This window comes from Pseudomonas sp. P97.38 (genome assembly GCF_001269745.1).
In the GTDB taxonomy this organism is placed as follows: domain Bacteria; phylum Pseudomonadota; class Gammaproteobacteria; order Pseudomonadales; family Pseudomonadaceae; genus Aquipseudomonas; species Aquipseudomonas chlororaphis_E.
Genome location: NZ_LHVJ01000008.1, coordinates 1 through 12,553, shown reverse-complemented (window position 1 = coordinate 12,553; position 12,553 = coordinate 1). Strand labels below are relative to the sequence as shown.

The following is a 12,553-nucleotide window of genomic DNA, read 5'->3' as shown; positions in this document are numbered from 1 at the left end:
ACAAGTGTTCCAGCGCAGGCGGGGGCGCTGAAGGGAGGGCGACCAGGCAATGGGTCTGCTCGCGAAGGCGCCAGCAACGCTGACGCCCCCATCGGGCAGCGTCGCAGTTGTCAGCGAGTGCGGTAGCGTAGCCGGGTGCCGAAGTTCATCGACATCAGGATCTCGTCCGCGGACAACTCGGGTGGGAAGTAAGCGCCGGATATTTGCGCGTGGGCCAGGCTCGCGCCCTCCAGCGATGCCTTGCGAAAGTCGATCCCGCGCAGATCGGCAGAGCGGAAGTAGGCGTCGGTGAAATCCACGTCGTCTGCGTTCAGTTCACGCAGGTCAAGGCCACGAAAATCGCCGCCACGCATGTCGACCGGGCCCTGCGGACGCTCGCTGTTGAAGCCGGCGATATCGTCTTTGCGCAGCAAGGCGTACAGCGGGGTATTGAGAAGCTTGGGAAGGCTCATGTCACGTCACCTGTTGGTTTTATGACGCCAGTATAGTGCCACTATTTGACGGCCGTGAAGCCGAGCGTCGCTTCACGGCCGAAATAGTTTTCTACAGGCCTGGCAGGCGTTGGCGGATCTGCGCGACCACGACGTCGAGTGTCCCGCTTTCGTTGGTCTGCACCCGTTTGCTGCAGAGGATTTCCGCTGGGGTAAGGGCTTCACGGTTGGCTTGCTGGGCAGCGATGACGGCCAGGTTCGCATCGGAAGGGTCGTTCTGGTCGGCCTGGCGTTGCGCCAGCCAGCTTTCGATCACTGCCTGCGGTGCATTGCAGTCAAGGATCAGGAACGGAGCGCCCGTGGCTTCGGCAATTTTCGCGGCGGCATCGCGCTGGTCACGCTTGAGGTAGGTCGCGTCGATCACCACGGGGAAACCGGCGCGCAGGATGACGTCGGCGATTTCATGCAGGCGGCCGTAAGTGGCGTTGCTGGCGTCGCTGCTATAAATGCCGGCCTGTGGATCGTTGGGCACTTGCTGCTCGCCGAACAGACGCTTGCGCTCTACGTCCGAACGCAGGCGAATGGCGCCCAGGGCTTCGACCAGGCGCATGGCGACGTGGCTTTTGCCGACTGCCGAAACACCGTGGGTAATGGCCAGGAAGCGAGAAGGAATGGTGCTGTAGCTTTCGGCCAGATTGGCGTAGTTGCGGTACTGGCGCAGGGTGGTGGCGCGCTGCACTGGATCGGCTTCGGCCGGCATGCTGAACAGTGCGATCTTGGCGCGCACCAGAGCGCGGTAGGCTTTATAGAAGTTCAGCAGTTCCAGCCCGCGGTAGTCGCCGGTCAGCTCCAGGTACTGGCTGATGAAACGTCGCGCCAGCGACTTGAGGCCACGGTCCTCCAAGTCCATCGCCAGGAACGCGGTGTCGCCGTAGACGTCGGTGAAGCGGAACGGCTCGTTGAATTCGATGCAGTCGAAAATCACCACCTTGGCGTCGATCACCGTGGCGTTGCCCAGGTGGATGTCGCCATGGCATTCGCGGATGAAGCCTTCGGCCTTGCGCTGGATGAACAGTGGCTTGAGGCGCTCGAAACTGCTATCGGCCCACGCTTGCAGGGCTTCGAGTTGCAGCAGGTCGGCCTTGTCGCTGAGGAACGGGCGAATCTGTTCGAAGTTCTGGCTCACCGGGGCCATCACGCTCTCCGGGGTGCCGGCGGCGTTATCGGCCGGGACTTTGGGTGTAGAGAGATGGAACTGGGCGATCTGCGCGGCCATTTCGTCGATGTGCGCGGTGGTCAGCTCGCCATTGGCTTGCAGCGTGCTGAGCAGTTGGCTCTGCGGGAACTGGCGCATTTTCAGCGCGTATTCGATGACCGGCCCGTCGCCACCCAGTTGAGGGGCCTCGGCGCTGCCGGTCACAGGCAGCACTTCCAGGTACAGGTCCTGGGTCAGGCGTTGGTTCAGCCGCAGTTCTTCGCTGCAAAAATGCTTGCGCGCCTCGAGGCTGGTGAAGTCGAGGAAACCGAAGTCGACCGGTTTCTTGAATTTGTAGGCGTAGGGCCCGGTGAGCAATACCCAGGAAATATGCGTCTCGATGACCTGGAACCCTTCGACGGGATGCGGGTAGAGGGCCGGGTTTTGCAGGGCAGCGATCAGGGACTGGCTCACGGGCGATCCTTCAGAGTCTGGGAAAATTCACGGCCGTCATTATGGCGGCAAGTGTCGTGAACGCAAACAGGCTGGCCTGGGGTGCCAAGCGGGCCATCGGGCTCATGTTGAACCGTAGCAAAGTGCGTATAATCCGCCGCCATGACTCGTACTCGATCCCCCCGAACCCCCAAGAAACCACCCGCCAGCCGCCTTCGGCCCTGGCTGGGCTGGGCCCTTAAACTCAGCCTGGTCGGCCTCGTCGTGCTCGCCGGTTTCGCGGTCTACCTCGATGCCGTGGTCCAGGAGAAGTTCTCCGGCAAGCGCTGGACCATCCCGGCCAAGGTCTACGCCAGGCCGCTGGAGCTGTTCGTCGGACAGAAGCTGAGCCGCGACGACTTCCTGACTGAACTCGATGCCCTGGGCTATCGCCGCGAAAGCGTCGCCAATGGCCCGGGCGCGGCCTCGGTCAATGGCAATACCGTCGACCTCAACACCCGTGGCTTCCAGTTCTATGAAGGCATGGAGCAACCGCAGCCGGTGCGGGTGCGTTTTTCCGGTGACTACGTCGCGGCGCTGACCGGCGCCAATAACGCCAGCCTGTCGGTGGTGCGTCTCGAACCGCTGCTGATCGGCGGCCTGTACCCCAAGAACCTGGAAGACCGGATCCTGATCAAGATCGACCAGGTGCCGCCGTTCCTGCTCGATACGCTGATCGCCGTCGAGGACCGTGATTTCTACCATCACTTCGGTGTCTCGCCCAAGTCGATCGCCCGGGCTGTCTGGGTCAACACGTCCTCAGGTCACATGCGCCAGGGCGGCAGTACCTTGACCCAGCAGTTGGTCAAGAACTTCTACCTGACCAACGAACGCAGCCTCACCCGCAAGCTCACCGAAGCCATGATGGCGCTGCTGTTGGAGCTGCATTACGACAAGCAGGAGATTCTTGAGGCCTACCTCAACGAGGTCTTCATCGGCCAGGACGGTCAGCGTGCCGTGCACGGTTTTGGCCTCGCCAGCCAGTTCTTCTTCAGCCAGCCGTTGTCCGAGCTCAAGCTGCACCAGGTGGCGTTGCTGGTGGGCATGGTCAAGGGGCCGTCTTCCTACAACCCGCGGCGTTACCCGGAACGCGCCCTCGAGCGGCGCAACCTGGTGCTCGACCTGTTGCAGCAGCAAGGCGTGGCGACGGCCGAGCAAGTGGAGGCCGCGAAGAAGATGCCGCTGGGCGTGACTAAGCGTGGCAGCCTGGCGGACAGCTCGTTCCCCGGCTTCATGGACTTGGTCAAGCGCCAGTTGCGTGAAGACTACCGAGACGAGGACTTGACCGAAGAAGGGCTGCGAATCTTCACCAGCTTCGACCCGATCCTGCAGATGAAGGCCGAGGCATCGGTGGATGACACCTTCAAGCGCCTCGGCGCGCGTAAGGGCGCCGATGAGGTCGAAGCCGCCATGGTCGTGACCAACCCGGAAACCGGTGAAGTCCAGGCCATGATCGGCAGTCGCCAGGCCAGTTTCGCCGGTTTCAACCGGGCACTGGATGCGGTCCGCCCGATTGGCTCGCTGATCAAGCCGGCGGTGTACCTCACCGCCCTGGAAAAACCCAGCCAGTACACGCTGACCAGTTGGCTGTCGGACGAGGCGTTTTCGGTCAAGGGCGCCGATGGCCAGGTCTGGAAGCCGCAGAATTACGACCGGCGTTCCCACGGCACGGTTTTCCTGTACCAAGGGCTGGCGCATTCCTACAACTTGTCAACGGCTCGCCTGGGCCTGGAAGTCGGCGTGCCGAACGTGCTCAAGACCGTCGCGCGCCTGGGAGTGAGCCGCGAATTGCCGGCCTTCCCGTCGATGCTGCTGGGGGCGGGCGGCCTTACGCCGATTGAAGTGGCGGCGATGTACCAGACGCTGGCCAACGGCGGCTTCAACACGCCGATGCGCGGGATTCGCAGTGTGCTGACTGCCGATGGCGAACCGCTCAAGCGCTATCCGTTCCAGATCCAGCAACGGTTCGATCCGGCGTCCATCTACCTGATCCAGAGCGCGATGCAGCGGGTCATGCGCGAAGGCACCGGCAGCTCGGTCTATAACGTGTTGCCCCGGACCCTGACCCTGGCCGGCAAGACCGGTACCAGTAACGATTCGCGTGACAGCTGGTTTGCCGGTTTCAGCCAGGATCTGCTGGCGGTGGTCTGGCTCGGCCGCGATGACAACGGCAAGACCCCGTTCACCGGTGCCACCGGCGCGCTGCAGGTCTGGACCAGTTTCATGCGCAAGGCCGACCCGTTGCCGCTGGACATGCCGCAACCGGACAATATCGTCCAGGCCTGGGTGGATTCGCGTACGGGCCAAGGCTCCGACGCCAATTGCCCGGGTGCGGTACAGATGCCGTATATTCGCGGCAGCGAGCCTCCACCCGGTGCTGCCTGTGGTGGCCAGAATCCCGCCGAATCGGTGATGGATTGGGTCAAGGACTGGATGAATTAAGCAAAGAGGGTTTCAAGTGAACAAGTGGTTGATTCCAGCGGTAACGGCCGTGGCTTTGCTCAGTGGTTGCTCTACCGTACAGCGCGGTTCGATTCCGGTCGTTGATTCCGGCACGGCGGTGTCCAACAGCGAGCGCGTCTCGGCCAATGGCGGTTTCCGGCAGACGACGGTGAAACGTCCGACCCAGGGCCAGGCCCAGACGATTCCCCAGGGCGACTCCGGTGTCGTCGTGATGATTCCAGGTGGCGGCGCCACGACCTCGGCTCCGATCAGCAGCACGCCGATCACGCCAGGGCCGATCACGCCGGGGCCTATCGAGACGTCGCCGATCGACCAGGGCAGCTACAGCATGCCTTCGACGCCGAGCAGTATCCCGCCGGCCAGCTCGGGTGGCTTGTCCGCCGATGAACAACTGGACGGTCCGGTGCTGGCCCTGTTGACCACGGCGCAACAGCAACAGGCCGGTGGTGACCTCAACGGTGCGTCGTCGAGCCTTGAGCGTGCCCAGCGTGTTGCACCGCGTGAGCCACAGGTCTTGTATCGCCTGGCCCAGGTGCGCATGGCCCAAGGCGACGCGCCGCAGGCCGAGCAGCTTGCCCGTCGTGGCCTGACCTTCACCAGCGGTCGTCCGGCACTTCAGGCCAGTCTCTGGGAATTGATCGCCCAGGCCCGTGAGAAACAAGGCGATCCAGCTGGCGCGGCCCTGGCCCGTCAGAAGGCCAAGGTCTCGCTCTGATGGATACACGTTTTCCCCAAATCGCCGATCAGCTTCTGCTGATCGAGCGGGAGCTGCGGGTCCAGGGCTGGTGGAGCGAGCAGTCGCCCTCGGCCGAAGCATTGGCCAGTGTCGAGCCATTCGCGGTCGACACCTTGGACTTCGAACAATGGCTGCAATGGATCTTCCTGCCACGCATGAAAGCCATCCTGGAAAACGACCTGCCGCTGCCCAACGCCTCCGGCATTCTGGCGATGGCGGAGATGGTCTATGCCCAGCGCCCGGGGCAGGGCATAGAGTTGCAGCGGCTGCTGTCGCAGTTCGACCAGTTGATCAGCCGCGCCAGCTGACCGTCTTCACTGGCAGTTTTCCTCTATCTGCTTGCGGGTCTCATCGATCCGCTGGCGCCGCTGCTCGTCGCTGAGGCGGCGCATTTCCCCCTCCACGTCCTCACGTACCCTCGGGTTGTTCTGCAGTTGCGCCAGGTTGGTCCGGGCCTGCTCGCAGAACGCCTTGAGCTGGGCTTCCTGCTCGGCGACCTGTTTCTTGACCTGTTGATCGATGGCCTTCTGGTCGCCAACGACCCCACCGGACGGCGGCGATGCAGCCTTGGCGGGCGCGGGCGGGGTGGATTTGATCATGGTTGCGGCTTGCTCGCCTTCGGGCGGCTGGGCACTGAAATGGGTAACGCCCTGGGCGTCCACCCATTTATAGACCTGGCCGGCCACGCAGATGGAGCTCAGGCCAACCAGCAGGCTGGCCGTCAAGAAGAACATTCGCATGCTGTTTCCTTGTCATGGGTTGCGCAATTGAAGCTAACACAGTTGCCGTTTAAAGGTTTTTTCTTGCGTTCTCATGCGCTTACTTCGAATAAAGCACATTGACGTCTTGACTTGCAGAGGGCGAAACAGAAGAATCCAAAGTCCGCTGTAGAGGGACTGCCAGAAGCAGGCCCACTCGGCAGATCATGAGGCGCACATCCGCGCCGACCTGTTACACCCGCAACGCGTTACCTCGCGCTGGGTGGGAAAGGCCCGCAACACTTGGGACGATCCCAATACTTGCTCAGTCAGTGCTGACGTAGTCGGCGACCACCGTCGCTCATGCTCTGCCGAGAAGTAAACCTATTAAGACCCGTCCCCTTTCGTGGGCCGGTATTCTGGCGTTTTAGAGGTGAACAACGTGGAGCTTTTATCTGGCGGTGAGATGCTCGTCCGCTTTTTGCGCGACGAAGGCGTCAAATATATCTATGGGTACCCGGGTGGTGCTCTTCTTCATGTCTATGATGCCCTGTTCAAAGAGCCGGAAGTGACCCACATCCTGGTTCGTCACGAGCAAGCGGCGACCCACATGGCTGACGGCTATGCCCGTGCTACCGGCAAGGCCGGCGTGGTATTGGTGACTTCCGGTCCAGGCGCCACGAACGCCATCACTGGTATCGCCACCGCCTACATGGACTCCATCCCGATGGTGATCATCTCCGGCCAGGTGCCCAGCACCATGGTCGGCACCGATGCGTTCCAGGAAACCGACATGATCGGTATCTCCCGGCCGATCGTGAAGCACAGCTTCATGATCAAGCACGCGTCGGAAATCCCTGAGGTCATGAAGAAGGCCTTCTACCTGGCTGAATCCGGTCGTCCAGGCCCGGTCGTAGTCGACGTGCCGAAAGACATGACCAACCCGGCCGAGAAGTTCGAATACATCTTCCCGAAGAAAGCCAAGCTGCGCTCCTACAGCCCGGCCGTACGCGGTCACTCCGGGCAGATCCGCAAGGCAGCCGAAATGCTCCTGGCGGCCAAGCGTCCCGTTTTGTATTCGGGTGGTGGCGTGATCCTCGGTGGTGGCTCCGCGCCGCTGACCGAGCTGGCAAAAATGCTCAACCTGCCGGTGACCAATACGCTGATGGGCCTGGGCGCGTTTCCGGGCACCGATCGCCAGTTCATCGGCATGCTCGGCATGCACGGCAGCTACACCGCCAACCTGGCGATGCACCATGCCGACGTGATCCTGGCTGTGGGTGCGCGCTTCGATGACCGTGTCATCAACGGTGCGTCGAAGTTCTGCCCGAACGCCAAGATCATCCATATCGACATCGACCCGGCCTCCATCTCCAAGACCATCAAGGCAGACGTGCCTATCGTCGGTCCCGTAGAGAGCGTGCTGACCGAAATGGTCGCCATCCTCAAGGAAATCGGCGAGACCCCGAACAAGGAAGCGCTGGCCAGTTGGTGGAAGCAGGTCGATGAATGGCGCGGCGACCGCGGCCTGTTCCCTTACGACAAGGGCGACGGCAGCATGATCAAGCCGCAGACCGTGATCGAAACCCTCTGTGAAGTCACCAAGGGCGATGCCTTCGTGACCTCCGACGTGGGCCAGCACCAGATGTTCGCTGCGCAGTACTACAAGTTCAACAAACCCAACCGCTGGATCAACTCCGGCGGCTTGGGCACCATGGGCTTCGGTTTCCCGGCGGCCATGGGCATCCAGTTGAGCTTCCCGGATGCCGACGTCGCCTGTGTCACCGGCGAGGGCAGCATCCAGATGAACATTCAGGAGCTGTCCACCTGCCTGCAATACGGCTTGCCGGTGAAGATCGTGATCCTGAACAACGGTGTACTGGGTATGGTTCGCCAGTGGCAGGACATGAGCTACGGCAGCCGTCACTCGCATTCCTACATGGAATCGCTGCCTGACTTCGTCAAGCTGGCAGAAGCCTATGGTCACGTCGGCGTACGCATCACCGAGTCGAAAGACTTGAAGACGAAGATGGAGGAAGCGTTCGCCATGAAGGATCGCCTGGTGGTGATCGATATTGCGGTCGACACCAGCGAGCACGTCTACCCGATGCAGATCAAAGACGGCTCCATGCGCGATATGTGGCTGAGCAAGACGGAGCGTACCTAATCATGCGACATATTATTTCCCTGCTTCTGGAAAACGAACCGGGTGCGCTGTCTCGTGTTGTGGGCCTGTTCTCACAGCGCAACTACAACATCGAAAGCCTGACCGTGGCGCCAACCGAGGACCCGACCCTGTCGCGTCTGACGCTGACCACTGTCGGGCACGATGAGATCATCGAGCAGATCACCAAGAACCTGAACAAGCTGATCGAGGTGGTCAAGCTGGTGGACCTGTCGGAAAGTGCTCACATCGAGCGCGAACTGATGCTGGTCAAGGTCAAGGCCACCGGCGCCCAGCGTGCCGAGATCAAACGCACTACCGATATTTATCGTGGGCAGATCGTCGATGTCAGCGCTAGCGTCTATACCGTTCAATTGACCGGTACCAGCGACAAGCTCGACAGCTTCATCCAGTCGATCGGCACTGCCTCGATTCTGGAAACCGTACGCAGTGGTGTCACCGGGATTGCCCGTGGCGACAAAGTACTGAGCATCTAAACCAAATTAGCGAATGGCCTGAACGGCCGGATAGAGAGGAAATTCATGAAAGTTTTCTACGATAAAGACTGCGACCTGTCGATCATCCAGGGCAAGAAAGTCGCCATCATCGGCTACGGTTCCCAGGGTCACGCGCAAGCTTGCAACCTGAAAGACTCCGGCGTTGACGTGACCGTCGGCCTGCGTAAAGGCTCGTCCACCGTTGCCAAGGCAGAAGCCCATGGCCTGAAAGTGGCTGACGTGGCTTCCGCCGTTGCCGCTGCCGACCTGGTAATGATCCTGACCCCGGACGAATTCCAGGGCGCGCTGTACCGCGACGAGATCGAGCCGAACATCAAGAAAGGCGCAACCCTGGCCTTCTCCCACGGCTTCTCGATCCACTACAACCAGGTCGTGCCGCGTGCCGACCTCGACGTGATCATGATCGCGCCGAAGGCACCGGGCCACACCGTGCGTTCCGAGTTCGTGAAGGGCGGCGGTATCCCTGACCTGATCGCGATCTACCAGGACGCTTCGGGCAACGCCAAGAATGTCGCTCTGTCCTACGCGGCAGGTGTGGGTGGCGGTCGTACCGGCATCATCGAAACCACCTTCAAGGACGAGACCGAAACCGACCTGTTCGGCGAGCAAGCCGTTCTGTGCGGCGGTACCGTCGAACTGGTGAAAGCCGGTTTCGAAACCCTGGTCGAAGCGGGCTACGCGCCAGAAATGGCTTACTTCGAGTGCCTGCACGAACTGAAGCTGATCGTTGACCTCATGTACGAAGGCGGTATCGCCAACATGAACTACTCGATCTCCAACAACGCCGAATACGGCGAGTACGTGACCGGTCCGGAAGTGATCAACGCCGAATCCCGTCAGGCCATGCGCAACGCCCTGAAACGTATTCAGGACGGCGAATACGCCAAGATGTTCATCAGCGAAGGGGCGACCGGCTATCCTTCGATGACCGCCAAGCGTCGTAACAACGCTGCGCACGGTATCGAAATCATCGGTGAGCAACTGCGCTCGATGATGCCGTGGATCAGCGCCAACAAGATCGTCGACAAAGCCAAGAACTAAGTCGCGAGCTTGATCGAAAAACGCGGCCTCGGCCGCGTTTTTTCGTTTGGGCGATGGCTTCTGGTATAAAGCTGCATCGTTTGCGGCCGAACCGTCGTCCCAGACGCCTGTCGAATTTTTTCACACCGTTGCAAGGTACTGTCCATGAGCGAACGCCCTGACGAGCCAAACCAGGCTCCTGATGCCGAAAGCCTGCTGCCCATCGATGAGCACATCGAAGAAGGCCATGACGCTGAAGGCCGTAAGGTCCGGCATCGTGGCATCTATCTGCTGCCGAATCTGTTCACCACTGCGAACCTCTTCGCCGGCTTCTATTCCATCATCAACTCCATGAGTGCCCAAGCTGCATTGAGTGCCGGCGACAGCGGGGGGGCGAGCCGCTATTTCGCTTTCGCCGCCATCGCCATCTTTGTCGCCATGGTGCTCGATGGCCTGGACGGGCGCGTGGCCCGCATGACCAACACCCAAAGCGCATTCGGCGCCGAATATGACTCCCTGTCCGACATGGTCGCCTTCGGCGTGGCGCCGGCCTTGCTGGCGTTTGGCTGGGCGTTGGGAGACATGGGCAAGGTCGGCTGGATGGTTGCCTTCATCTATGTGGCGGGTGCGGCGTTGCGCCTGGCGCGCTTCAATACCCAGGTAGGCAAGGCGGACAAGCGCTATTTCATCGGCCTCGCCAGTCCGGCCGCTGCGGGCGTGGTAGCGGGCGTCGTCTGGGCGTTCAGCGATTACGGTATACAGGGTTCGAAGATGTCGTTCCTTGTAGCGCTGCTGGTGGCGGCGGCCGGGATGCTGATGGTCAGCAACATCAAGTACAACAGCTTCAAGGAGCTGGACCTGAAGGGGCGCGTGCCATTCGTTGCGATTCTGGCGGTCGTGCTGGTGTTTGCGGTGGTCTTCAGTGATCCGCCACGCATCCTGCTGCTGATTTTCCTCGCCTACGCGGCCTCCGGTCCGGTTCAGTATTTGTTGCGTCTTCGCCGACGCTAAACGTTGCCTTAATGTAATTTCCCCCATACTCCGCAGTCTATTGGTGCAACTGCCCTCCAATACTGCGGAGTTGTCATGCTGATCAAGATCCCCAAGTCGTCCGACTGCCGTGAATCGGACGTCACGCCCGAATCCTTCTATCTTTCCCGTCGCCAAGTGCTCGGTGCGTCCATGGCCGGGCTGGCCGTAAGCAGCCTGCCACGCTGGGCGAGTGCTGCCGATGCCGCGCGTTATGCCGAGGTCGAGCCCGGTAAGGCGCCATCTTGGTTTGCCGAGAAACTGCCTTCTGTCCAATGGGGGGCGGTGACCGTCAAGAACGAAACCATCACCCCGTTCAAGGACGCGACCCACTACAACAATTTCTACGAGTTCGGTACCGACAAGGGTGACCCGGCCGCCAATGCCGGTTCCTTGAAAACCGAACCCTGGAGCGTGGTAGTGGATGGCGAGGTCGGCAAGCCGGGGCGCTATGGGTTGGAAGACTTCATGAAGCCCTATCAATTGGAGGAGCGGATCTATCGGTTGCGCTGTGTCGAGGCGTGGTCAATGGTCATCCCGTGGATTGGCTTTCCCATCTCTGCGTTGCTCAAGCAGGTCGAGCCTACTTCCAAGGCTAAATACATCCGTTTCGAAACCTTGCAGGACCCTAAGGTCATGCCGGGGCAGCGTTCCGGTTTTGCCCTGATCGACTGGCCTTATGTGGAAGGGCTGCGACTGGACGAGGCGATGAATCCTCTGGCCATCCTGGCAGTCGGGATGTATGGCCGCGAACTGCCCAATCAGAATGGTGCGCCTCTGCGGTTGGTGGTGCCGTGGAAGTACGGCTTCAAGAGTGTGAAGTCGATCGTGCGCATCAGCCTGGTGAGCGAGCAGCCGAAGACCACCTGGCAGAGCATTGCGGCCGATGAGTACGGCTTCTATGCCAACGTCAACCCGACGGTCGACCATCCGCGCTGGACCCAGGCCCATGAGCGTCGGTTGCCGAGCGGGCTGTTCAGTCCCAATGTTCGAGATACCTTGATGTTCAATGGTTACCAGGACGAGGTGGCCTCCCTGTATGCAGGGATGGACTTGAGGAAGGACTACTGATGCGTTTTCCAGTGTGGCGGGTGGGTGTCTTCCTTGCGGCGGCGGTCTGGCCGTTGGTTTGGCTTTACCAGGCGTTGATGAATACGTTGGGGCCTGACCCGGGCAAAGTACTAGTGGACAGGCTTGGGCTGGGCACGCTGATCCTCTTGTTGATCACCTTGAGCATGACTCCGCTGCAGAAGCTGACCGGCTGGGCGGGGTGGATGGCGGTCAGGCGCCAGCTGGGGTTGTGGTGTTTCACTTATGTCGTGCTGCACTTGAGCGGGTACGCCGCGTTCATCCTGGGCTTCGATTGGTCGCAGTTGGGTGTTGAGCTGAGCAAACGACCCTACATTATTGTCGGCGTGCTCGGGTTTCTCGGCCTGCTGGCCTTGGCGGTTACCTCCAACCGCTACAGCCAGCGCCGGCTTGGGGGGCGCTGGAAAAAACTGCATCGTCTGGTTTACCTGATCCTCGGGCTTGGACTGCTGCACATGCTGTGGATCGTGCGAGCGGACCTGAAGGAGTGGTCGATCTATGCTTCTATAGGCGCTGTACTCTTGTTGCTCAGGGTGCCGCCGATTACGCGCCGGATCCCGCGTTTGCTGGGCAAGAAAGTACCTTCTGCAACAAAAGCTTAATTAAGTGTTGACGGCAGATTCCAGACGTCTATAATTCGCCCCACTTCCGGCGCAGCCGAAACGGAAAACTCCTTGAGTTTCAATGAGTTAAACGATTTTTTGGCAGCGCGGGGCTT

At 60.8% G+C, this 12,553-nt stretch carries 12 protein-coding genes; 9 read left to right on the top strand and 3 right to left on the bottom strand.

Translation table 11 applies throughout. The features are described from left to right. Positions 1-110 precede the first annotated feature (110 nt). Both AD664_RS01470 and AD664_RS01465 read right to left on the bottom strand, forming a co-directional pair. On the bottom strand, positions 111-452 hold the full coding sequence (locus AD664_RS01470; protein WP_042728782.1) for a pentapeptide repeat-containing protein: 342 nt from the start codon (positions 450-452) through the stop codon (positions 111-113). Positions 453-543: 91 nt separating this feature from the next. After that, positions 544-2,100 carry a bifunctional aminoglycoside phosphotransferase/ATP-binding protein gene (locus tag AD664_RS01465; protein ID WP_053143952.1) on the bottom strand — a complete coding sequence of 519 codons (1,557 nt, stop codon included), beginning with the start codon at positions 2,098-2,100 and terminating at the stop codon, positions 544-546. Positions 2,101-2,241: 141 nt separating this feature from the next. Between AD664_RS01465 and mrcB the strand changes: the two genes are divergently transcribed. Genes mrcB through AD664_RS01450 form a run of 3 tightly spaced genes read left to right on the top strand, consistent with a single transcriptional unit; the run spans position 2,242 to position 5,625 of the window. Beyond that, the gene (gene mrcB / locus AD664_RS01460) at positions 2,242-4,560 is read left to right on the top strand and encodes a penicillin-binding protein 1B (protein ID WP_053143950.1); all 2,319 of its coding nucleotides are present in this window, start codon (positions 2,242-2,244) and stop codon (positions 4,558-4,560) included. Positions 4,561-4,576: 16 nt separating this feature from the next. Then, positions 4,577-5,296, top strand: a complete 720-nt coding sequence (locus AD664_RS01455; RefSeq protein ID WP_053143948.1) for a hypothetical protein — start codon at positions 4,577-4,579, stop codon at positions 5,294-5,296. Next, positions 5,296-5,625, top strand: a complete 330-nt coding sequence (locus AD664_RS01450) for a YqcC family protein (protein ID WP_042728778.1) — start codon at positions 5,296-5,298, stop codon at positions 5,623-5,625. The genes AD664_RS01455 and AD664_RS01450 overlap by 1 nt, the downstream gene beginning before the upstream one ends. A gap of 6 nt (positions 5,626-5,631) precedes the next feature. On the opposite strand, the gene AD664_RS01445 is transcribed toward AD664_RS01450, so the two are convergent. Beyond that, positions 5,632-6,057, bottom strand: a complete 426-nt coding sequence (locus tag AD664_RS01445) for a DUF4124 domain-containing protein (protein ID WP_053143946.1) — start codon at positions 6,055-6,057, stop codon at positions 5,632-5,634. Between the two features lie 400 nt (positions 6,058-6,457). Between AD664_RS01445 and AD664_RS01440 the strand changes: the two genes are divergently transcribed. The 6 genes from AD664_RS01440 (at position 6,458) to msrQ (ending at position 12,437) form a co-directional block, all read left to right on the top strand. Beyond that, positions 6,458-8,182, top strand: coding sequence for an acetolactate synthase 3 large subunit (locus tag AD664_RS01440; protein WP_053144044.1), 1,725 nt, complete (start codon positions 6,458-6,460; stop codon positions 8,180-8,182). A gap of 2 nt (positions 8,183-8,184) precedes the next feature. Beyond that, the gene (ilvN, locus tag AD664_RS01435; RefSeq protein ID WP_003205610.1) at positions 8,185-8,676 is read left to right on the top strand and encodes an acetolactate synthase small subunit; all 492 of its coding nucleotides are present in this window, start codon (positions 8,185-8,187) and stop codon (positions 8,674-8,676) included. Positions 8,677-8,721: 45 nt separating this feature from the next. Next, on the top strand, positions 8,722-9,738 hold the full coding sequence (gene ilvC, locus AD664_RS01430; protein ID WP_042728776.1) for a ketol-acid reductoisomerase: 1,017 nt from the start codon (positions 8,722-8,724) through the stop codon (positions 9,736-9,738). 144 nt (positions 9,739-9,882) lie between these two features. Then, entirely contained in the window at positions 9,883-10,728 is an 846-nt protein-coding gene (pssA, locus tag AD664_RS01425) for a CDP-diacylglycerol--serine O-phosphatidyltransferase (RefSeq protein WP_053143944.1), read from the top strand. A 75-nt stretch (positions 10,729-10,803) separates the two neighbouring features. Further along, complete coding sequence (gene msrP, locus AD664_RS01420) at positions 10,804-11,817, top strand: protein-methionine-sulfoxide reductase catalytic subunit MsrP (protein ID WP_053143942.1); 1,014 nt, start codon at positions 10,804-10,806, stop codon at positions 11,815-11,817. Beyond that, positions 11,817-12,437 (top strand): protein-methionine-sulfoxide reductase heme-binding subunit MsrQ, encoded by a 621-nt coding sequence (msrQ, locus tag AD664_RS01415; protein ID WP_053143940.1) that lies wholly within the window; start codon positions 11,817-11,819, stop codon positions 12,435-12,437. Before msrP ends, msrQ begins: the two co-directional genes overlap by 1 nt. Positions 12,438-12,553 lie beyond the last annotated feature (116 nt).